This window comes from Prochlorococcus sp. MIT 1318 (assembly GCF_047304505.1).
Lineage (GTDB): Bacteria > Cyanobacteriota > Cyanobacteriia > PCC-6307 > Cyanobiaceae > Prochlorococcus > Prochlorococcus marinus_D.
This window is the reverse complement of record NZ_CP138958.1, coordinates 1,680,618-1,701,284: the sequence shown is the minus strand read 5'-3', so window position 1 is coordinate 1,701,284 and position 20,667 is coordinate 1,680,618. Positions and strand designations below refer to the sequence as shown.

Genomic DNA, 20,667 nt, shown 5'->3' with positions numbered 1-20,667 from the left:
AGGTCTCAACAAGAGGTCAAACCAAAAGACAGCATCCAGAGCTACAAAATCAGAAAACAGTTAGAGGAAACCTTCTCTAAAAGCCCTTAAAGGCCCTCGAACACCTCGGTGGTCACTCCACCGGTCTTTCGATTTACGCAGATCAGATGTCTGCAAGGCTGCAGGTGTACAACAGGTGGTCTAAGTTTCAATACCCCCTTGGCCTGCTATGGAGACGAACGCTGCTTTAGCACTTCTTCTCTCTTTGCTTGTCTTATTTGGCCTTGGTTTTTGGAGGTTGTTCAGACTGACGATCAGGAAAGGCCCTGATCGGGCCAGCGAAGTGAGAAAAGCAGGAGGGCTCTTTAACTTCAGTTCTCAACAGAAGGGCAGCTCGCGGCGAAAGATCGCACCAAACGACGCAATCAAAGAGCGATTGGAAAAAACCTTTGCTGATAGCGCTTCACGAATGGAGGACTAAGACGCCTTAACCCTGAGGAGGGGTAGAACTCCTGCCACCGATCTTTCTTGCGCTGCTTCCATCGCTCACGCGGGTCATCCACGTGGGGATTGATCATCTTGGTTTTCAGTAAGGCAGGCTCAGCCTTCATCGAGCGGCCTTGGACAACTCGATATCGCGATCGAGATCGCTAGGGCCAGCGCAATCCATGAATTGCAGAAACCTCTAGCCCTTGGGGGCAGCCAACAAATACGCCACGCCGCGCCACATCTCACTCATCATTGTCAGTCGCCCATCAAGATCTTGCCTGCGCCATACGTCTCTGGCGGATCAGGGATGGGCTGTTCCTCTGGGTTTTGTGGGATGGCTTCTTCCATCCCTAAATCGATCTCAATAAAAAGAAGAGATAGGGCACCAGTGAGTAGAACAGCTCCTGCGAGTAGAGACCAATGGCGACGGTCCATAAAGCGATGAGGCAAGCACATGGACCTCTACTAATGGATTTTGCCCTCACCCCTATTGAGCCAACGAATCAATCTCTTGATGGGGGTGGACAGGAGGGAATCAAACCAGTCATGATGAGAATGATTCCCATTCCCATCCTTGGTTTTGGTTCTCCGTCTATCGGCCGAGGCCACGGATGGAGACTCAGGGGCCTTTCAGGGCGGCGGGTTGGACCAACCCCAAATGATGACCATGCGAGTTCCACGCAATCAGCCAACAGCCTTGTTGCGACAACCATGAGCAAAACTTGGCTGATCTCAGGGCCTCCCGGCTGCGGCAAAACAACCTGGATCCTCAACACGATGCAGAGCCACCCAGGCTCTTGCGGATACCTGCGACTTGAGGGTTGCGCCGATGAAGGCCTTGAACAGGCCCCCGACACGGGGATAGATCTTGCCTTTCTCCAAGATCAGATTCCTCAACTGAGAGACCTCACTGATCCGCATCTAGACCTCGCATCCCAACCGGACGACTTGCTGGCATTGATCGAAGTTCCTCAGTTCCGCCCTCCCAAGGAGAGTGGTCTGATCGGGATCGATCCTCGCGTCAAAGCTCAGCTCGAAGCATTTCAGCTGCTCCCTGATCGCCATCTCCACTTCGGCCAAGACCCTGAATTACCGAAGCGAGACACCCTGGAATTCAGCAAGCTCGAGTCCTGGACCATCAGCCTTCACAAATATGTCTGGGACCCCAGCAGCCTCAACAGCTTCTGGTTCGAACTTGTGAACGGTGCCTATGGCGATGTTTACCGAGCCAAGGCATTAATGAATCTGCCTGATGGTCGTGCATTTTTCTGCAACTGGATGATGACTCAGGACGGTTCACAGTTCCTGCCCCTGCAAGCAGTTGCACCACCAAATGGCCGCCCCACTCGAGTGTCTGAATTGGTGGTTCAAGGCAAAGCGCTCGATGCAGTCGGCGCTCAGTCGACGATCGACGACTGCCTGCTCAACGATGCCGTATTGGAGATGCATCAGGCACCTCTGCGGGATCGGCAACCAGAACTCACTCACTCACGCTGATTGTTATGGCTCATGCTGTGATTTCGTGTCTGCACGCCAACCTCGCTGCATTCGAGGCGGTGCTGGATGACATTGATCAACAAGGGATCGAGACGATCACCTGCCTTGGCGATTTAGTGGGCTACGGCCCCCAACCCAACGAAGTTGTGGAGCTGGTGCGAGAACGTGCCATACCCACTTGTCAGGGCTGCTGGGACGAGGACATCATCGATGGACTGAATGCATGCGAGTGCAGTTACCCATCTCAGCTGGCTGAACGGCGCGGACACCTGGCCCATCAGTGGACAGCCGAGCGGATGACGGATGAGAACAAGGCCTTTCTGGCCAGTCTGCCGACATCGTTACGTCGAGATCGGCTCCTGTTTGTGCACGGCAGCCCCAATAGCCAACACGAATATCTGCTGCCAAATATGGATGCCTTTGCAGCACTCGAAAGGGTGGAAACGGCAGGAGCCGAGACCCTTTTCTGTGGACACACTCATCAGCCTTATGTGCGTGAACTGCGGAATGGATCAATTCATGTGCGCCTGCAAAACGCCGGCAGCCACAGCGCAGGGGAGCACGAGCTCAATTTGCCAATGCGTCGAATCGTCAATGCTGGCTCTGTGGGCGAGCCACGTCACGGGAGTACCAGCGCCACCTATGTGATTCACAACGATGCCACTGATGAGGTTGAGATCAAAGAGGTGAGCTATGACGTTGGGCGAACCTGTCAAGCCATTGTTGAAGCGGGGCTACCTCCAGTGTTCGCCTGGCGCTTGAGCCATGGCTTCGAATATGCCGAACAAGCAGAAGACGCCAGCCACGTGTGTGAACGCTGATGGATCGCTGGGCACTCGTAAGCGGTCTCCGCGGAGATTTGGAGGTTTATAACCTCATCCAGCGAGACTTAAAGAAAACCCGTGGGGTAGAGACCCTCTTTGTCTTGGGAGATCTGATTGGTCCTGATCGCAACTGCAACGCACTGTTGAACCGTCTGCAAAACCCTCATCGCAATGAATTAAAACCCCAATGCATCTATGGGTGGTGGGAAGAACAATTGCTTGCAGAGCGCGGGTTTCGTGGTGATCGAAATGCCGAAGCACTACGTCTCAACCAAGGAGAAGATGCTGTGCATGCACTTGTCAATGCTGTTGATTCTGCTCACTTGAACTGGCTGGCCTCTCTTCAATTCGGCTTCATTGAACTGGATTGTGGTCTCATCCATGGCAGCTCGGCGGACGTTGGCGACAACCTGACGCCAGAGAGCTCACCGTTAGTACTCCTTGATCGCCTCACACGACTCGATGTGAACAGACTGTTCACTGCACGCAGCACTAAGCAATTTCGTCTTGAGTTAACAGGTGGAGGTATCGACTCACAAGTCAAGGATTTGGAGGGTCAACAGCAACATCAACAGACGGTTCCCAAACGGAGCGTGATCGGCATCGGAGCTGGCCCTCATTACACCCTGTACGACCCAGGCAGCGATCAAATCGACTTCCTCATTGCCGGAAGTCAAACGCCATCCAAGCATCGCGGTTTTGCTTGAACTAACCCTGCCCAACAGGCCAAGTTAAAAGTTCAGTGAAAGAAAGGAACGCCTAAACCCTTGATGGCAATGGGGTTTAACACTCTCTTACGATCCAATGCTTAGAAAAGCGAAAGCTTTTAAACGCTCAAGCAGTTCCCCTTTGAAGCAATCATTGGCTCCTTTCCCTAAGCATTCCTTGTCTGCTGAAGCCACAATAAAAAAACCTGGAGCTATGAGGAGGATTCAGGTAGGCATTACCTTTTTAACGACGATCTCAACAACCGGTTCTATCCGTTGCCCCCCTTCCTGTCACTTGTCAGCAACTACTAGCTCAGACAAGAGAAAGAGGCCCGCAGGCCCCGTAGAACGACTCGTTGTATCCCAGCAAATATCGGCAGATGGGTCCCACTCCAGCTGCCGCTAGCGGTCACTCTTTTGTGGCCGCTAACTCTTTGTCTGGCTCAGCTGCTGGTAGTGCAGTTTGCAGTTCGCCGATCTGAAGGAAGACTGCTTAGGGTACCAATCTCATTCCAGTCTTCCAGTCATTACTAGATGCTGAATGCGATAGCAAATTTTCTTCTCTTGAACAGAACAGCTATTAAATGAACCCCGCATTTGGCGGGGTCATAACTTGTTTGTTTGATGCTATTAAACAGCACTGCGGGGTGGAAGCTTGGCAAACAGATCTTTGTGCGCATCAACTACATCTTGACAGCTCATAACAGGTGTAAATTCCATCACAATTCCGAATTGAGCACGCCAGGGAGCGAAATGTGTGAACAGTTGCTTGTCGCTCTCTGCCCTGCACAGGATGACGACACGCCCTTCGCCTGGAGCATGAACACGGAAAAGGAGTTCAAAACCTTCAAATTTATCTTCCTTTGCCATGGCTCCACTTTCCCATAGTTCAATAAACTGGGCATAGGCGGCTTTCTGAAGCTCAACATCTTCGAACTGGGCATCACATAGAAAGAGCTGCATTGTCTGTGAGTCGAATGACTTTACTTTCTACATGAGTTAAAAGATGTTTTTACAGTTCGTCAGGGTATTAAGACTCAGCTCTCTACTAGACAGGACTGGCAGATGCGCTTTTAAGTCTTCTTTTGTAGTCGCAAACCCAGCAGCTTTGGGAATAGCTGTAACATCAGCACCTTCTGCCTTGGGCTATTCCTCTAGTGAATCCTCGGCTTTAACGTTAGCGACAAATGCCTTGGGTTTTTCCTCTGACATTGGTTTAGAAATTGGTTGTTGTTTGTAAGTTTAAGATGCCAAGTATCGAATGGCGTTATAAGCAAATATTGAGGTAGTTAAAGAAATAAAAAGCCAGCTCATGGCAGGGGCTTTTGGCGGATATAGTCATAAGGCACATCACCGCTGGCACCAGAAATCGACACCCTGGCACTCACGCAACGCGGCCGGCAGATAACGCTAACACCCATCATTAATATTCCACCATGTACAATCATGCACCCTTACATCCCGATTGACTGGTGTTGCAGATAACGCCTCAATAGCAGGAGTCTTCCACTCTTTCTTGCTACTTGGTGCTCCATAACCATTGCTGCCAAAACGATATTTAATGTCTGCTGTAAAGCGTGTATCAAAGGCTTCGTCGTAAGAAAGATTGGCACCAAGGGTTAAACCATTGCTGATGTTGTATGCAAGCCTTCCTTTAACACCAGAACCATCAGCCTCACCGAGATCACCACTTTGGTAGTAATAACCAACAGAAGCATTGAGATCTGGTGTGATGTTGTAGCCAACATCTAAGCCGTAGGTATCAAGAGAGCCACCGTCGTAATGGCTATTTAGCCTATGTTCAACATCACCAATGGGAACCAGTGCATAGGCATTGAAGTTCCAGGTTTCTGAGACTGCTTCTAATCCTGCAGCAACTTGAGAGAAGAAGACATCACGCTTATCAAAAACATTGATGCTGGTATCAGCATCACCTGTATTCATCGGCCGGCTGTCATAACCAGCGTTGATGCCATACATCCAAGAGCGATCACCATTGAGCCAGCGGTAACCAAGCCTTGTTGATGTGCTGATGTTGGTACCAGCGACATCGGTATTAACGATGCTGCTTTCACCCTCACGGTCAGCAAAGTTGGCATTGGCTAGAGCATCAATAAACCAGACACTGTTCTCACCAATGGTAATCGGTAGGAAGGCGCCAATGCCTGCTTGATTAGGTATACCTGCTCCTTGCAGTGCTCCTTGAAAACCCCAGTTGAACTGCACAGCGTCTTTGAGGTTGATCTCCATCACCCCCAGATCTGCTGCACTGCCATCCTCTTGAGCAGCGACTGGCTGAATGGGAGCACTCGCTAAGGCTATAGCAGTAGCACTTGCAACAGATAGAGGAAGCCGAAGGGAACGCTGCACGGGGATTGAACGCTTAAAAAGTCACTCATTATCTGGTTGATTGCTGGTTGTAGCTATCAGTCCACACCAACTGCAGTAAAAAAATACTGAATAACTTCGATGACTAACCATCAAAAAGCCCCGCCATGCTGCGGGGCTTTTCTTATTTACTTTCTCCCCCTAGAGCGGTGGCGACTTTTTGTTTTCATCCTTCACCGCTATCCATAGATTCACTCAACCTCTTTAAAAATGCAGTGACCTGGCTCAATGCCACTGGTGAGCTTTAACACAAGCGGTGAATGTGATGCGTTCTCTTTGATGGCGACGCCAAAATCAGCGCATTAAGAAGGGCACCCGCGTTGGATGCCCTCAAGTCCAGGACAGGTTTTTAGGGTTTCTACGTCCTCGGACTCCTGATCTAGGTCTAAGCAAGCAACAACAAGGCGTCAGTAGGCAGAATTACTCCTTTCGATCAAGCGTCTCTAAACGCCCCCGCACTACCTTGCGCACCACTCAGGGGCTGGATCGCACAAGCATTTTTTGCTGCTAAGAGCACAAAAAAGAACGGCCCGAATCTGGATGGGGGATTCAGGTAGTCCTTGTCTTGTTAACGACGATCTCAATAGCCAGTTCTGTCCGTTGAAACCCTTGAGGTCACTTGTCAGCAACTACTAGCTCAGACAAGAGAAAGGGGCCCGCAGGCCCCGTAGAACGACTCGTTGTATCCCAGCAAATATCGGCAGAGGGGTCCCACTCCAGCTGCCGTTAGCGGTCACTCTTTGGTGGCCGCTAACTCTTTGTCTGGCTCAGCTGCTGGTAGGGCAGCTTGAAGTTCACTGATCTGCTCGTTAAGGCGCTCAATCACCTGCGAGTGATGCTCCTTGCGAGCTTCAAGTTTGGCAACTTGGCGCTCGTTTTCTTGCGCACGCAGCTTGTTGTACTGCGAATCAGGAATTACAACAACGCGATCACGAGGAATGCTGTAGCCGAATGGAACGTCAAAGACGGAATCGAATAGTGAATACATGATTGTTCTCTTCAAGACCCCTACAGTTTGACTCCACCAGAATGTTCAACCGAACCAAAAGGGTCGTGAGAACCAGGGCCGGTTGGAGATAGACATCTCTTCGTGAACGTCACAGGTACGGTTTTCTCGACTAAAAATCCATCGATCAATAGGTCGGATCATCAAGGGAATACAAAAGTTGCATGGCTTGAGCAAGGTTCAAGCCTGGAGGCTTCTCTGCTATGAACTCCTCGAGCACCTAGAACTGCCCCGCGCTTGGCTCCTATAGCTCGCCGTTGCCTTGAAATTCAGCAATAAGGTTCGCGAGCTATTTCTTCTCACGCTGCGCACGTTTACGCCTGTTCTTGCCATCGCTGGCCATGTGAGACCATCAGCTGAGCGAGATTTCCCGCGCCTCGATGCTCAGTAAGTCCATAACTGGGATGTTCGGTCGTCGAAACAAAAAAGATGCTCCCAAGGAGGAACCCACAGAAACAGATCTCGAAAGGGGCTACAGGCTCGCTGCAGCTAGGCAAAAGGAGATCTTGAAAGAACTTCTCGCACAAAAACCAAAGCCCTGACTTTCCACTACTGGTCTAGGGACAAAGGGGTTGCAACGACCCTCACCACTCGGCTGACGTGGCCCTCCAGCCCACTTTTTGCAGTCTTTTCCATCGCTCCCCTGCCTCATCCACGTGGTGATCAATCGACCTGGTTTTCAGCAAGGCGAGCTCACCTCTCTTCAGCCGACCTTTGATCACTTCGATGGGGTGGTCGAGATGTCTACGCAAGGGAACATCTATCAAGTACAGATACCCTTTAAACACCCAACTGGGAAGCGCTCTGATGCAAAGGCCCTTTTCACGCATGAGATGGAGATAAAGGCAGCAGGGATCCCTTTCGAAATTTGAGAAGGTCATGACGATGAATGAGACCTACTTCGCTGAACTATTCGAACGCTGGCAAGCGGCCGATGAAGTTGACGCTGAGTTGATCCAACTGATCAAAGAGACTGTTCGATTTAGCGAAGAGACTGGAGACGACACTTTGCGTGATCGTGCGCGTGAGCTGCTATCTGGTGCTTTCCACCTGCCGAGCACTCCTCAAGAGATTGCTCTGGTCGGAGACGCGTTAGAAGGCACAGGCACAGTGCCTCCTGAAATACCTCCTGAAGACAATGGCTATGGCCTATGACGAAGCCCGATAAAGAGAGAAAGAAAAACCCCTCGACGCTGCCAGTCGAGGGGCATCAGGCGCCGACTTAGCAATTGTCACTCCGGCCTCGACGCCAGATCGTATCTGTTGAAACCCTTTGCTATCACTTGTCAGTGACTGCTCACTAAACCAATAAAAAAGGCCCCGTAGGGCCAGGGGCAAATCTTGTGGTTCTCACAGAGCTCGATGAGGTTTGGCGACTGCAAGACCGCGCAGTCCGAAAAAGGCAAAGACGGAGCAGATGCCAGTGAGAAGTACAAGGGTCGAGACCAAAGTAGGGGTCAGTTCATAGCAACTACCCCAAAAGCTGATACCCATGTCATTGACAGCAAGACTTTTAGTTCATAGCAACAACTCAGCCAATCGCCAATAGGGCCTGGTTGATCGTTGCTGATCAGGTCAATCGCAAAGTGAGCGGCGCCAACGATCAACTAAGCAAAAAGACCAGCTTTAACAGGCGTGGGGAAACGACAGAGCCACCTCAGCACACCTCAATCGTGTGGTTCATAGCAACTGCGAGATTGTCAATCAAAGAACCAACAAAATCCAATATTTGCGAACCATCCATCCTGGTTGAAGCCGCTAAACCCTGGTCTTAAAGGGATTGGACGCTATGGATCGTTCAGACAGCCTCGCCAAGATGGCAGTTCAGGCCACTTAAGCAGTACACCACTACAGAAAAAAAAGATCACTCCAGCAACACACGCTGCGCGACCCACAAACAAGAACCAAGACCGATATCGCCCGTCAGCGAATGTTCTGATGCCTTAGTTGGTGGACAGCATCAAGTCATACCAGTGGGTTTGCCAGCATATAAAAAAGACCCTTGGTTGCTTTGCATTCACAGCAAGGGTCTTGGCGTTCTCTTGTGAGGTGGGGTTAGCTCGCAGTACGGGCTAGCTCCTTAGCCTTGTCTGACAGAGCTCCCTCAAGAGTCAACCTTGCGATCTGAATTTCAAGACGTTCAAGGGCGCTGAGGTATGCAGCCTTGGTTTGCTCGAGGTCTGCAACACGTGCAGCCTTCTGAGCGTCGTAATGAGCCTTGTACTCACCATCACTCATTGCATAGAAGGTGGGTTTTACAGAGGCACTGGAGGAAGAGAAATAACTGTCGAGGACCTCGCCTTTGTCCTGATAGTCAGCAATGCGGTTATCTAAGGAGGTCATTGGAGGGAGAGAAAAATCGTTCCTTATCGGGCTGCATTTAAAGGGCCATCCAGGAGGCAGTGGGTACGGTTTCCGCGAATAAAACTCGATAGGCAGATACTTGCTGTCTGCCAACGTCACCGAGAGCACCTTGACTTGTGCCTGGTTTAACTGCAGCGGTTGTTCCTCTGCTCTGCGGCGATGCGGTTCTAGAACCACTTCTGCTCAGTCGTGCGCGTCGCTGCTTGTGTACACCTCTTGCCATGAGAGCCGATCAACTAGGCAAGGGATCTTGTCAGTCAGAGCTCATCCCAACTCAAGCAGGTTGGAGGGTTCTAAAGAGCAGGGATTCATACACAGCTATCGCCAACAAGATCAAGACGATTCCGCTCACCAGTACTTTGCCGTTCATCGATGTCTTAGAGACAGGCACTTCCCTTTCTACTTTCTGCGCAAGTGCTGTGCTAATCGAGTTTTGCAAGAACCTGCCACCCTTGCGCTGAGAATGCTGGCCTGGCCATCTCAACCCAAAAACTGGGCAAGGCTTTCGGTCTGCACCAATTGAAAATGAGGCAAAGAAGAGCAGCCCAAAGGATTGCACCGTTTAGGAATCATGCGTGCTCAAGTCGGGCCAAGGTCCCCATTGGCAAACCTGGCGATTCCTTCCAAGCTGACCCCGCCAACCAGCACAAATTCATAAGCAGCGATCCCCACAAGGGATAGGACGATGGCCAGAACCACAACTTTGCCGTTCATCGATGCACCACTTGAAAGCATGAAGGATTGATCAAAACTCAACCTGGTTGGAGAAATCTGACGATCAAAGGTTCACATAGAGCGACACCAACCAGGAGCAGGGCGATTGCCAGAAAAAGAGCTTTGCCACTCATCTATGGCATTGGGGCGTGTCGTCCCTTTCTACTTTCACCTCAAGTGCTGTGAAGCATTGATCGATCGGTGCACTCATCACCACTGGGGTGGCGCAGCGCTCCAAAACCCCTTGATGCCTTGTGTGCATCGCTCCATGAGCTCCATGGCGCCTTCGATGCAATCGTCAAGCCTCCTTTCGTGAGCAGCAACAGAGGCTGATGAAACCATCAATCAAGTGTGCTGAAGCCTCGAGGCTTCCTTCTACTGCAACTGATCAACGCCTACTTTCAACTCTCAGTTCTCAACGCTCTTCTGATCAACATCGATCTACGGCCTGGCTGAAGAGGCAACAACAGAGCCACTCAACACATCTCCTGACAGACATCCGAGCGGATCGGCAAGGGACTGACGAACCAAGCGCTAGCCACCGATGAGATATATCAAGTTTTCTTGATGGATTGCTAACTTTTCCTCGTTTCATCTACCTGAACGGACTTCGCAGCGTTGTTACTGCTTCTATCGCTGGTTCACTCTTGGCCGCTGGCGGTTTTTGGGCTGTAGAAGACCTCCTGGCAAACGGAGCAGAGGCAGGCATGATCATTCTCACCAATAGCTACACCGCAGCCACGAGATGCAACTGATCAACCGCCCCTCAGGGGGCTTTTTTGCCCTGATACGCGTAGACCAGCTTCGTCTAGACGTATAAGCCAAGTAAACCAATGATCATCGAGAAGGATCTTTAAGCCTGAGGGGCTAAGCCCAGGCGAGGCCTGGATAGAACCTGCTGTTCATCTTGAACAAACGTTAATGCTGGTTGTAGTTGTATTCATCGATACTCAAGATGGAACCAGTTGTTTTGACAACGGTGGTTTTTTCGCAAGCGATCCAAACCAAACCTCTCACTTATACGTCGCCTGCGGCACGTGAACGTGAAATTTACTTCTCATCTGCAAGGAATTTGGCCAACGCTCAGTTTCAACTTGCTGATGCTGAGCTGACGCAGAGGTTATGGCAGGACGTGAGCGATCGCGATCTTGATGTGGATCGGGTGCTCAACTTGATGTATGGATGCTGGTTCCACGACGATGCGGAAGCGATGATCGATGCAGACGAGGCTTTTCTCCAGAGCGGGCGTGCGGAAACTTGAGGCCATGGTGGACGCCCTATAGAACGCCATGCCAAATCGTTGACGGTCAACCGCCCCTTCGGGGGCTTTTTTTTGCCTTATCCGCACCGGCCGTTTTCATCTCGACGGATAGGGCGGATAACCCTCGCCTACAGGCATTACCTGTGAATGCCACCAGCGCCGTTCTTCTTTTGGCAGCCGGTAGCTGAAGTCTGTTTTGACGTCATGCCATTGATTGCCCGCACGATCAACACCGATGACTGAGTAGCTCGGAGACGTACGTGTGGCGATGTCTTCGACATAGCGCAGACCAAAACGATTCCAGGAAGGCTCCTTGCCCTTCCAGCAGCTGAGCCAGCCAAAGAATTCGTGTCAGGTCGGTGTGCGCCTGAACGCTGAAGCAAAGGTCAATGGAGAGCAGCCTAGATCTGATGGCTGCGGGTAGAGCTGTGTATGGAAGCCTGTTTTTTTGAACACCCAATAAGCTTGCGATTGCGATTTAAATTCAGATGAGTCTTGTGAATTCAATCAAGAAAAACCTGACCTTTGGTAACGGTAAATACATCTTTGATGGCTCAATATCTTGAGGCCAAGACATCAACCCTTCCAGGTAGTTTCCCTGTAATTTCTAATACAGCCTTGATGAATCTCTATGTGTATCATTTGAAAGCCATCTATATGGAGCAAGTTCATGCCCATCAGTGATTTCTTAAAAGAGACCATTAATGATTGCATGACCAATAAGGCAGAATCATTGAATGGCAGGATTGCAATGGTTGGTATGTTGGCTCTTATGGTTACGTACCTTGCAACGGGAGACATTATCCCAGGTGTTTTTTAGTCTGGCGATTCTCCAATTGATGGGGAGCGATTAACTGGGAGTCATTCTTAGATTAAAACTTATATAAAACTCTAATGAATGGGCTCCCGATTTTCCTTAAATGAATCATTTTCTGATTGATATTTGAAGGTTATTGATCTCTCTTCTGTAGACCTGTAGTAACATGATTCCCTCAGTTATGCAGTAGAGGCCTCTGTTGAATTTAATCATCTAGCTTGGTCACACAATGCATGTATTTGCCTTCATGATGCTCAGACGGATCAAGCCTTTGCGGGCAATAGTGGTTGCTGTGTCTTGATTCTTTCAAAGGCTTTTATTCTTTCTTATGATCTCATCAGCCATTTCAAATGGCAGCCTTTAGGGCGTTGATGGTGTTAGATAGCAAGCAGCATCTCCATCTGAAATTTTCAGGAGTAGTTTTTGCATGACAGGGTCAACTAAATTAAGCTTTGATTCGTTCAAAGTGAATCAATTGATGCAGACAGAAAAGCGCCTTTTGGCCTAAATAGAGTTAGACGAGAAGACTTTCCATGACTGAAATGTTAAATTTTGATCTGCGGCAGAAAGCTCTGAAACTCCTCAGCAGAAAAAGAGCTTTGAAAAATGAGCTCAAGCTTTACCTTGTTTTCAATCAATTGCTTATCTGGGTTTGGGTGTTTACTAAAATTACCTTTTTTTGGCCCATTTGGTCTATTTTGGCTGGAGGTATTTATCTTCTTTCTAAGTCACATAAACTCTCTCGTATACAGAAGCAGCTTATCCATGCAAAAGCGAGGCAGCGTATGGGTGCCTCGACTCTTCTAAAAGACGAACACATTTCGAAACTTGTTGAAGCATCGTGAATCTTGGCGCTTCATCTTCGTAATGGAGGAGATCGACAGAAACCTTGCAGAAACTATCAAGGCAGCTGAGGGCACGCCCTTTGCGGACCCGAAGAAGATGCTACCGAGACCAACAATTTCTAGATAATTCTGAGGATAAATCTTGATTCAGTCAGAAGAATATTAGATACGAAAAGATCCCATGATATTTTTTGCATTATTAAAGACCGAAACATTGAATATGGATAATAGTAGTTTTATTGATTGGTATTCGAACTAAAAAGCTTGAATATAGATCAAGTGTATTTGAGTAGCCTTGCGATTTTAGCTAGACAAACAATGCCTCAAGTATCAATATGAAATAGATGTAGGTAATAGCAAGTGTCTGCAATGATGCTCATGATGAAAGGTTGATGTATGAAAAGGATTTCAATTCATGCTTGCCGCGAGTTTGTCTTATCTTGAATCAGTTGGCAATTTATAAAGTCGGCCGTCTTAAACTAAGCCAATTGGTTTAATAGAGCTTTTATTCCTACATTTACTAGAAAGCAGCTAAGACCTGCTTCATTATTCTTGGCTTGTCTTGCTGCTTCATGGCTGCGTTTGGGCAAGTCAATTGATTGACGACCACTTCCTCACTAAAAAGGTAATATCACAATAAATTTTAGTTGCCATAGAAGTCAATGCATGGATATTTTCAATTGGCCAATAGAACCTATCTTTTGTAGTTATAAGCACAGGTTTGTTGATTGTAAGTCTTCAAACCATGGCATAGTCAACTTTTGCGGCTGTATTGTGAGGTTTTATACAGCATTCTTTTATAGTTTTTCTTATCTTTATCAAGTCACATATTTTGAGCAAGACCATGACGATCGCTGATTTCATGAGCAACAAGGCAGAGACTTGGAACGGAAGAGTCGCAATGCTTGGCTTTTTAGTGGCCATCGGTACATATGTAGTAACAGGAGAAATTATTCCCGGTATTTTTTAGTGAACTTATAGGGAGCTTTCTTGAGCTATTTTTATATTCAAGTGGCTCCCTATTATTTAAACCAAAAGGCTCTTCATCTATTGCATTGGGGCGTGTAATCCCTTTCTACTTTCACCTCAAGTGCTGTCCAGCATTGATCGAACCCTGCACTCATCACCACTAGGGTGGCGCAGCGCTCCAAAACCCCTTGATGCCTTGTGTGCATCGCTCCATGAGCTCCATGGCGTCTTAGATGCAATCGTCAAGCCTCCTTGGCGTGATCAGCAACAGAGGCTGATGAGGCCAGCAATCAAGCGTGCTGCAGCCTCGTCGCATCCTTCTACTGCAACTAATCAACGCCTACTTTCAACTCTCAGTTCTCAACGCTCTTCTGATCAACATCGATCTACGGCCTGGCTGAAGAGGTAACAACAGAGCAACTCAACACATCTCCTGGTAGGCATCCGAGCGGATCGGCAAGGTACTGACGAACAAAGGGCTAGCAACCGATTAGATATATCAAGATTTCTTGATGGATCGCTAACTTTTCCTCGTTTCACCTCCGCGCTGCTCTAGTTATGGAACGCCTAACAGCGCTAAAGCTCATGATGACCATTCTCAAGAAGGGCTTTCTGCTTTCTTCACTGGTCGCTCTCGGTGTTGGCATCACGGCTTGCAGCACCTCAGGCACCTCAGGGTCATCCGGCCGTCTCAGCGGAGCTGGTGCCACTTTCCCTGCAAAGATCTATACCCGTTGGTTCTCTGAGCTGGCCAAGGCTGAGGGGCCGCAGGTCAACTATCAGGCTGTTGGCTCTGGATCTGGTCGTAAAGCCTTCATTGATCAGACCGTGAGCTTCGCGGCATCGGATGATCCGATGAAGCAAGAAGATATTGACAAGGTTCAGCGTGGCTTGGTGCAAATCCCCATGGTGGGAGGCACCATCGCCTTTGGCTACAACCGAGACTGCGATCTGAAGTTGACCCAACAGCAAGCGGTTCAAGTTGCTCTTGGCAGCATCAATGATTGGAATCAACTCAATTGCCCTGCAGGCAAGATCACCTGGGTGCATCGCTCTGATGGCTCTGGCACCACCAAGGCATTTACAAATTCCATGCAGGCCTTTTCTCAACAATGGACCCTGGGAACCGGGAAATCAGTGGAATGGCCAACAGGGGTGGGCGCTAAAGGGAATTCAGGTGTTGCTGGTGTGATTACAAATACACCTGGCGCGATCGGTTACGTGAATCAGTCATTCATCAAAGGAAAGGTCAAAGCTGCTGCACTTGAAAATCTCTCTGGCGAGTTCCTCAAGCCAACTGTGAATACAGGAGCTGCTGCCCTCAATGGCATCCAGTTAGACGCCAATCTCGCCGGTACCAATCCAAATCCCACAGCCAAAGGGGCTTATCCGATTGCCACTCTCACCTGGTTGTTGGCATACAAAACTGGTAATGGCAGCAACCTTGACGCACTCAAAACAACCTTTGACTACATGTTGAGTGATGAGGCTCAGGCGCAAACTGATGGGTTGGGTTTCGTTCCCCTGCAGGGTGAAATTCTCTCCAAGGCTCGAGCAGCAGTTGAAAAGGTAGGCAAATGACTATTGCACCTTCAAAGGTCTTACCTCCTCAGTCATTGTTTATTAGCGCTCGTTAAGAATGTTTTGGCTCTGGCAACCTTAAGCTGCTTAGCAATGAGAGAAACACCAATAAAGATGAGCACCATAAACATAACTGCATTCCCTGCATTGTCGTCTTACCGATCATGAATACAGAGCCTGATAAAACTGTACCTATTAATCTACCTGCGGCATTAGCCATATAATAAAATCCTACATTTAGGCTTACATTCTCACTATCTGTATAAGCCAAAATCATGTATGAGTGTATAGACGAGTTCATCGCAAAAACAACACCAAAAGAAACCAGGCCCAATGTTATAGCTATTGCAGAATCAGTTTCTCGCCATAATGCAATCGCAATCAGTGCTGGAATCGCTGTCAAAGCAGCACTCCAAAACTGAACGGAAGAGACACCGGGAGTTTTTGAGCTGGTCCACAGTTTTCGGATACCTGGTGCAGATGCCTGAACAATTCCGTAGCCAATCACCCATAACCCCAAGAAGCCTCCGATTTCCCAAAACTTCCAGTTCAATGATTCTTCTAGAAAAACAGGTAATGCAACTACAAACCATACATCTCTTGCGCCAAACAGGAAAAGGCGAGCTGCTGACAAAATATTAATACCTTGCGATTTAGAGAAGACACTCATGATTCCCAGCTTCTTTTTGATGATTCCCATATCGTCTGGAAGCTTTAGCGTGACTAGAAAACTTATTGACAAGCCTATCGCCATTATTTCTACTGACTTATTAAAACCTACACTCGTTAAAAGTAATCCACCTAGAAAAAAACCTACTCCCTTTAAAGCATTCTTTGATCCCGTAAGAATAGCCACCCACTTGAACAGCCTCCTGCCCTCGCGATCGGCATCTCCTTTTCTCTCTGCAACTATGGTTTTTATGGCACCTTTAGCCGTCATTTTATTAAGATCTTTTGCTATGCCACTAATTGCTTGTGCGAACATCACATACGCTACACTTCCTATTTTAGACCAACTTGCTGAGACAGGAATCAACATCAGCAAGGCCAAGATCTGCAACAAAGTTCCAACCCAAAGAGTTAGACGTAGGCCATAACGTGCCCCTATCCAACCGCCACACAGGTTGGTAATAATACCGAAGAACTCATAAAATAAAAAAAGAAATGCGATTTCAAGTGTCGTATAACCAAGCTCATGGAAGTGAAAAACCACAAGCATACGTAATGCACCATCAGTGAGCGTAAAGGCCCAGTAGTTTGTGGTTACAACACCATATTGATTGAGAGGCGAAAGCATCATTTAAAAGGTATTACTAGTATTTTCAAGATTAGAAATATAACACGTAAGATCTGCCATTCGACTGCTATATCCCCATTCATTGTCGTACCATGCGTAAACCTTTAGCTGAGAGCCGTTAACAACCATTGTTGACAATCCATCGACAATTGAGCTTCGAGAATCGTTAACGTAATCAATAGAGACAAGAGGCTTGTCTTCATAGCCAAGGATTCCCTTTAACTGATGTTCTGCTGAATGCCTGAACGCTTCATTGGCATCCTTCACCGTAATTGAGCGCTTTAGCTCAAAAACTGCATCGGTCAATGAAGCATTGAGCAAAGGTACTCTTACCGCATGTCCATTGAGTTTTCCCTCTAGATCTGGAAAGATCATTGCGATTGCTTTGGCAGAGCCTGTCGTCGTTGGGATCAGACTTTGTAGACAACTCCTAGCCCTACGTAAGTCCTTTTGGAAACTATCAATCGGAACTTGTGTGTTAGTAGTATCATGAAGAGTTGTTATGCAGCCATGTGAAATACCAAAGTTTTCATGCACAACCTTGACCAACGGAGCCAAACAGTTTGTCGTACATGATGCTGCTGTCACTAAATGATCAATCTTTGGGTCATAAAGATGATGATTAATCCCATAAACGATATTCAACACTTCTTTGCCAGCTAGTTTTCCTTTAACTGGGCAAGCAACAATCACACGTTTTAAAGCATGTTGATCGAAGTAAACGCTGAGAGTTTCTGGTGATTTAAATTTACCGCTGCATTCCAAAACGATGTCAATGCCAGCGTCATTCCAAGGCACAGCGCCAGGAGTGCTTCCTTGGGAGTAACTGATGGTTTGTTGATTCACCAACAGTTGGTTCTCGCTGCCTCCAACAAGCTGATCCCAGCGTCCGTGTACAGAATCGAACTTAAGCAGGTGTGCTGCAGTGGCTGCATCCCCAGATGGGTCGTTCACATGGCAGATCTCGATCCCTGGTCTCCCCCATAGAGCCCTGAAGACCAGCCGCCCGATACGCCCAAAACCGTTGATACCAATACGCATTGGCCCTTGCTTGGCCATAAGGATCAATCAAAATATCTTGATGTATCAACCATAGTCGATGCAAGCGCTCTTTTCCCTTTCTTATATTGTCCTTAAAGTAAAAAACGTCTTACATTAATCATGGGCACAACGATTGCCCCGCCACATTTGCTTGATTCAAGTCGTGCCAGAACTTTAATGAAGGCACTTGCAGACCCTATTCGTCTGCAAGTGATCGAGGAGCTTGCCTGTAGTGAACGTTGTGTGTGTGATCTCATTAATGAGTTAAGTCTTGGCCAATCACGCCTTTCCTTTCATCTCAAGGTCTTAAAAGATGCTGGTTTGATTGTTGATCGGCAGAGTGGTCGTTGGGTTTATTACCGCTTAGAGCCAAAAGCCCTTGGTATCTTGCAAGATTGGCTTTCATCTTTAGCCGAGCAATGCCAGAAGCCAACGATTGACTGCGAGTAATGATGTTGTTGCTAGTCATGAGCCTGATCAGCAGACCAAAGCAAAGGCCCCATCGGCTTGAGGATGCAGCCGCAACACTGTTGAATTGACAAGAACAATCCAACAGCTTGTGGTGCAACAGGATCCCAATGGCCGATAAGTCAGCGAAATGGATCACAGCCCTGCGCGACAGGATCCGCCGACAATGTGGCGATGGCTGGATGGTTCGCGGTGTTGGTGACGGTCTTCTCCAGAGGGTTCAACTGACTGTGCGCTTCGACGATGGCACCCGCACCAGCATCATCCTCGGTCCAAAGGCCAAGACCGATCCTGATTTCGTTCCATGGGTCGCAACAAGCGCTGATTGGATCTTGAAAATTTCAACTGAGATCTCTGAGTTAATGAAAGATCAGGGAAAAGGATTGACTGATGCCTACGAGTTGGTGAAACAAAGAAACGAGTCTGGAGCTGATGGTGAATTCGATTGGGAAAGACTACTAAAAAAATTCAAATCACATAAAACAAGTAAAAGCAAAAATGGAGCCCGGGTTTGGAACCGTAACTACCGCACTCCCCTTGCCCGTACAGTCGTTATTCTCACAAGCCAGCCTGAACCCAGCTCCGGCTACACGCTCTTGAAAGCATTGATTGAACGTCATGGAGGAGAGCCCGGCTCCACAAGCAGAAGACTTCGCATTCAGTACGCAGCAGAATTCCTTCGCTTCGCGTTTAAACATGGCGCCAACAGGCGTTGGCTACCACCGGAAGATCTCAAGACATTGATCGGCGAAAAAAATGTCGATTTCACTCAGAACAACGTCAACACGGTGTAGGGGTGTAGGGAACCAAGCCGCTTCGCCACATTCCCGCTGACAGGAAACCCGTTAGCCCCCCTTCAGGTCTCGCCTTGATCAGCACCTGCTTGAAGCTCTACCAGGCCCGTACTACCGCAAACAAAAGTTGATGCCCAAGCAAAGCTTGCCTGCGATCGCTGGCTACGAAGCCGAAATTATTGCCCTCGTTCAACAAGCTAATCCCGCTGTGCTCACGCATAGCAATCTCAATCTGGAGCAATTTCAGTCAGCCTTTGCCTGTGCTCTCCACATGCATCAGCCCACGATTCCAGCAGGTGCGAATGGAGAACTGATCTCGCATCTGCAATACATGCTGGAGCACAGCGAAGAAGGCGATAACCACAACGCCGAACCGTTTGCCCATTGCTACAAGCGCCTCGCAGACATCATTCCCCAACTGATTGAAGAGGGATGCAACCCTCGCATCATGCTGGATTACTCGGGCAACTTGCTCTGGGGTGTTGAGCAAATGGGCCGTGTCGACATTCTCGAGGCGCTTAAACGTCTGGCATGCGATCCCACGCTTCAACCCCATGTGGAATGGCTCGGCACCTTTTGGAGCCATGCCGTTGCACCCTCAACTCCTATTCCAGATCTGAAGCTACAAATCCTGGCCTGGCAGCATCAATTCGCTGCCATGTTTGGGCGGCAAGCATTGCAACGGGTGAAGGGTTTCTCGCCACCGGAAATGCACCTTCCCAACCATCCAGACACCCTCTATGAATTGGTGAAAGCCCTCAGAGATTGCGGATACCGTTGGCTCCTTGTTCAAGAAAACAGCGTTGAAAACTTCGATGGCTCATGCCTTCGCCATGCACAGAAATACGGCCCCAATCAACTTGTGGCTCGTAACTCCAGAGGGGAAACAGTCAGCATTGTGGCGTTGATCAAAACCCAGGGCTCAGACACCAAATTGGTAGGACAGATGCAGCCCTATCACGAAGCATTAGGCCTGGGCAGACAATCACTGGCAGGCAAATCGATTCCATCATTGGTCTCTCAAATTGCCGACGGAGAAAATGGAGGCGTAATGATGAATGAGTTTCCAGCCGCCTTTATCCAAGCCCATCAAACCATTGCTTCCCAGGTTGATCCTGTAAGCACAGTTGCGCTCAACGGCACTGAATATCTGGAGTTACTGGAGGCCGCCGGTGTGGAAGCCTCTGATTACCCAAAGATTCAGGCGATACAGCAACACAAGCTGTGGCATAACACTGACAGCCCCATCAACCCCGAATCAATCGAAGCGGCCATCAGCAACCTCAAAGAAACAGATCCCTCCTTCTCAATGGACGGCGCATCCTGGACCAACAATCTCAGCTGGATCAAGGGCTATGAAAATGTGCTGGAACCGATCAACAGCCTCAGCGCAAAGTTTCACCAGCTGTTTGATCCCTTGGTGACAAAGGATGCAGCAATCACGCACACCCCGCACTATCAAGAAGCTCTGCTCTACCTGCTACTGCTAGAAACCAGTTGCTTCCGCTATTGGGGGCAGGGCCAATGGACCCAGTATGCAACTGATATCTACGACCGTGGGATGAAGCTATTAGAGGAATAGTGTGCCCTTTAGTGTGACTCTTAGCGTGACCTAGCCAATCGCTC

29 protein-coding genes are annotated in these 20,667 nt (G+C 48.7%); 17 read left to right on the top strand and 12 right to left on the bottom strand.

Translation table 11 applies throughout. The features are described 5' to 3' along the window. Positions 1-404: 404 nt before the first annotated feature. Positions 405-590 (bottom strand): hypothetical protein, encoded by a 186-nt coding sequence (locus SIB66_RS08650; RefSeq protein ID WP_236070467.1) that lies wholly within the window; start codon positions 588-590, stop codon positions 405-407. Between the two features lie 133 nt (positions 591-723). Beyond that, positions 724-918: a hypothetical protein gene (locus SIB66_RS08645; protein WP_236070466.1), complete on the bottom strand. Its 195-nt coding sequence runs from the start codon at positions 916-918 to the stop codon at positions 724-726. Positions 919-1,179: 261 nt separating this feature from the next. Here SIB66_RS08645 and SIB66_RS08640 point away from each other — a divergent pair, with 261 nt between their 5' ends. Genes SIB66_RS08640 through SIB66_RS08630 form a run of 3 tightly spaced genes read left to right on the top strand, consistent with a single transcriptional unit; the run spans position 1,180 to position 3,496 of the window. Continuing rightward, positions 1,180-1,965 carry a GTP-binding protein gene (locus tag SIB66_RS08640; RefSeq protein WP_063407777.1) on the top strand — a complete coding sequence of 262 codons (786 nt, stop codon included), beginning with the start codon at positions 1,180-1,182 and terminating at the stop codon, positions 1,963-1,965. A 5-nt stretch (positions 1,966-1,970) separates the two neighbouring features. Beyond that, the gene (locus SIB66_RS08635; RefSeq protein WP_011130339.1) at positions 1,971-2,786 is read left to right on the top strand and encodes a metallophosphoesterase family protein; all 816 of its coding nucleotides are present in this window, start codon (positions 1,971-1,973) and stop codon (positions 2,784-2,786) included. After that, the gene (locus SIB66_RS08630) at positions 2,786-3,496 is read left to right on the top strand and encodes a hypothetical protein (RefSeq protein ID WP_063407761.1); all 711 of its coding nucleotides are present in this window, start codon (positions 2,786-2,788) and stop codon (positions 3,494-3,496) included. The genes SIB66_RS08635 and SIB66_RS08630 overlap by 1 nt, the downstream gene beginning before the upstream one ends. Positions 3,497-4,126: 630 nt before the next feature. On the opposite strand, the gene SIB66_RS08625 is transcribed toward SIB66_RS08630, so the two are convergent. From SIB66_RS08625 to SIB66_RS08615, 3 genes are all read right to left on the bottom strand, one after another. After that, positions 4,127-4,459: a DUF3303 domain-containing protein gene (locus SIB66_RS08625; RefSeq protein WP_011130337.1), complete on the bottom strand. Its 333-nt coding sequence runs from the start codon at positions 4,457-4,459 to the stop codon at positions 4,127-4,129. A gap of 447 nt (positions 4,460-4,906) precedes the next feature. Next, complete coding sequence (locus SIB66_RS08620) at positions 4,907-5,866, bottom strand: hypothetical protein (RefSeq protein ID WP_063407760.1); 960 nt, start codon at positions 5,864-5,866, stop codon at positions 4,907-4,909. A gap of 751 nt (positions 5,867-6,617) precedes the next feature. Continuing rightward, complete coding sequence (locus SIB66_RS08615) at positions 6,618-6,872, bottom strand: guanylate-binding protein (protein WP_011130332.1); 255 nt, start codon at positions 6,870-6,872, stop codon at positions 6,618-6,620. Between the two features lie 280 nt (positions 6,873-7,152). Here SIB66_RS08615 and SIB66_RS08610 point away from each other — a divergent pair, with 280 nt between their 5' ends. Together SIB66_RS08610 and SIB66_RS08605 are read left to right on the top strand one after the other, a co-directional pair. Next, positions 7,153-7,281 carry a hypothetical protein gene (locus SIB66_RS08610; protein WP_268873702.1) on the top strand — a complete coding sequence of 43 codons (129 nt, stop codon included), beginning with the start codon at positions 7,153-7,155 and terminating at the stop codon, positions 7,279-7,281. Continuing rightward, positions 7,271-7,432 (top strand): hypothetical protein, encoded by a 162-nt coding sequence (locus tag SIB66_RS08605; RefSeq protein WP_413410307.1) that lies wholly within the window; start codon positions 7,271-7,273, stop codon positions 7,430-7,432. Before SIB66_RS08610 ends, SIB66_RS08605 begins: the two co-directional genes overlap by 11 nt. A 42-nt stretch (positions 7,433-7,474) precedes the next feature. Here SIB66_RS08605 and SIB66_RS08600 read toward each other — a convergent pair whose 3' ends face one another. Continuing rightward, on the bottom strand, positions 7,475-7,771 hold the full coding sequence (locus tag SIB66_RS08600) for a DUF1651 domain-containing protein (RefSeq protein ID WP_236070476.1): 297 nt from the start codon (positions 7,769-7,771) through the stop codon (positions 7,475-7,477). Between SIB66_RS08600 and SIB66_RS08595 the strand changes: the two genes are divergently transcribed. Next, positions 7,770-8,045, top strand: a complete 276-nt coding sequence (locus tag SIB66_RS08595; RefSeq protein ID WP_236073669.1) for a hypothetical protein — start codon at positions 7,770-7,772, stop codon at positions 8,043-8,045. The genes SIB66_RS08600 and SIB66_RS08595 overlap by 2 nt on opposite strands. Positions 8,046-8,240: 195 nt before the next feature. Here the strand turns inward: SIB66_RS08595 and SIB66_RS08590 are convergent, their stop codons facing one another. Next, on the bottom strand, positions 8,241-8,384 hold the full coding sequence (locus SIB66_RS08590) for a hypothetical protein (RefSeq protein WP_236070460.1): 144 nt from the start codon (positions 8,382-8,384) through the stop codon (positions 8,241-8,243). A gap of 561 nt (positions 8,385-8,945) precedes the next feature. Continuing rightward, positions 8,946-9,233 (bottom strand): hypothetical protein, encoded by a 288-nt coding sequence (locus tag SIB66_RS08585; RefSeq protein WP_063407746.1) that lies wholly within the window; start codon positions 9,231-9,233, stop codon positions 8,946-8,948. A 137-nt stretch (positions 9,234-9,370) separates the two neighbouring features. Here SIB66_RS08585 and SIB66_RS08580 point away from each other — a divergent pair, with 137 nt between their 5' ends. After that, the gene (locus SIB66_RS08580; RefSeq protein ID WP_063421441.1) at positions 9,371-9,715 is read left to right on the top strand and encodes a hypothetical protein; all 345 of its coding nucleotides are present in this window, start codon (positions 9,371-9,373) and stop codon (positions 9,713-9,715) included. Between the two features lie 118 nt (positions 9,716-9,833). Here SIB66_RS08580 and SIB66_RS08575 read toward each other — a convergent pair whose 3' ends face one another. Next, positions 9,834-9,989 carry a hypothetical protein gene (locus SIB66_RS08575; RefSeq protein WP_236070461.1) on the bottom strand — a complete coding sequence of 52 codons (156 nt, stop codon included), beginning with the start codon at positions 9,987-9,989 and terminating at the stop codon, positions 9,834-9,836. Positions 9,990-10,098: 109 nt separating this feature from the next. Further along, positions 10,099-10,263: a hypothetical protein gene (locus tag SIB66_RS08570; RefSeq protein ID WP_236070462.1), complete on the bottom strand. Its 165-nt coding sequence runs from the start codon at positions 10,261-10,263 to the stop codon at positions 10,099-10,101. 37 nt (positions 10,264-10,300) lie between these two features. On the opposite strand from SIB66_RS08570, the gene SIB66_RS08565 reads away from it, so the two are divergent. The 7 genes from SIB66_RS08565 to pstS all read left to right on the top strand — a co-directional run bounded on the left by SIB66_RS08565 (position 10,301) and on the right by pstS (position 15,441). After that, positions 10,301-10,516, top strand: coding sequence for a hypothetical protein (locus SIB66_RS08565; protein WP_236070463.1), 216 nt, complete (start codon positions 10,301-10,303; stop codon positions 10,514-10,516). Positions 10,517-10,540: 24 nt separating this feature from the next. Next, positions 10,541-10,723 (top strand): hypothetical protein, encoded by a 183-nt coding sequence (locus tag SIB66_RS08560; protein WP_063407748.1) that lies wholly within the window; start codon positions 10,541-10,543, stop codon positions 10,721-10,723. 200 nt (positions 10,724-10,923) lie between these two features. Continuing rightward, the gene (locus tag SIB66_RS08555; RefSeq protein ID WP_063405595.1) at positions 10,924-11,229 is read left to right on the top strand and encodes a hypothetical protein; all 306 of its coding nucleotides are present in this window, start codon (positions 10,924-10,926) and stop codon (positions 11,227-11,229) included. A 1,350-nt stretch (positions 11,230-12,579) separates the two neighbouring features. Next, positions 12,580-12,891, top strand: coding sequence for a 2TM domain-containing protein (locus SIB66_RS08550; protein ID WP_063395370.1), 312 nt, complete (start codon positions 12,580-12,582; stop codon positions 12,889-12,891). Positions 12,892-13,735: 844 nt separating this feature from the next. Further along, positions 13,736-13,861, top strand: a complete 126-nt coding sequence (locus tag SIB66_RS08545; protein ID WP_011130364.1) for a high light inducible protein — start codon at positions 13,736-13,738, stop codon at positions 13,859-13,861. Between the two features lie 120 nt (positions 13,862-13,981). Continuing rightward, positions 13,982-14,269, top strand: a complete 288-nt coding sequence (locus SIB66_RS08540; protein ID WP_063407750.1) for a hypothetical protein — start codon at positions 13,982-13,984, stop codon at positions 14,267-14,269. 179 nt (positions 14,270-14,448) lie between these two features. After that, entirely contained in the window at positions 14,449-15,441 is a 993-nt protein-coding gene (pstS, locus tag SIB66_RS08535; protein WP_063407757.1) for a phosphate ABC transporter substrate-binding protein PstS, read from the top strand. A gap of 52 nt (positions 15,442-15,493) precedes the next feature. Here pstS and arsJ read toward each other — a convergent pair whose 3' ends face one another. After that, positions 15,494-16,741: an organoarsenical effux MFS transporter ArsJ gene (arsJ, locus tag SIB66_RS08530; RefSeq protein WP_063399326.1), complete on the bottom strand. Its 1,248-nt coding sequence runs from the start codon at positions 16,739-16,741 to the stop codon at positions 15,494-15,496. Then, positions 16,742-17,779: an ArsJ-associated glyceraldehyde-3-phosphate dehydrogenase gene (locus SIB66_RS08525; protein WP_063407758.1), complete on the bottom strand. Its 1,038-nt coding sequence runs from the start codon at positions 17,777-17,779 to the stop codon at positions 16,742-16,744. It abuts the gene before it with no gap. A gap of 120 nt (positions 17,780-17,899) precedes the next feature. Between SIB66_RS08525 and SIB66_RS08520 the strand changes: the two genes are divergently transcribed. The 3 genes from SIB66_RS08520 (at position 17,900) to SIB66_RS08510 (ending at position 20,623) form a co-directional block, all read left to right on the top strand. Beyond that, positions 17,900-18,229, top strand: coding sequence for an ArsR/SmtB family transcription factor (locus SIB66_RS08520; protein ID WP_063407751.1), 330 nt, complete (start codon positions 17,900-17,902; stop codon positions 18,227-18,229). 128 nt (positions 18,230-18,357) lie between these two features. After that, complete coding sequence (locus SIB66_RS08515) at positions 18,358-19,041, top strand: hypothetical protein (protein WP_063407752.1); 684 nt, start codon at positions 18,358-18,360, stop codon at positions 19,039-19,041. 130 nt (positions 19,042-19,171) lie between these two features. After that, complete coding sequence (locus SIB66_RS08510) at positions 19,172-20,623, top strand: hypothetical protein (RefSeq protein ID WP_063407759.1); 1,452 nt, start codon at positions 19,172-19,174, stop codon at positions 20,621-20,623. Positions 20,624-20,667 lie beyond the last annotated feature (44 nt).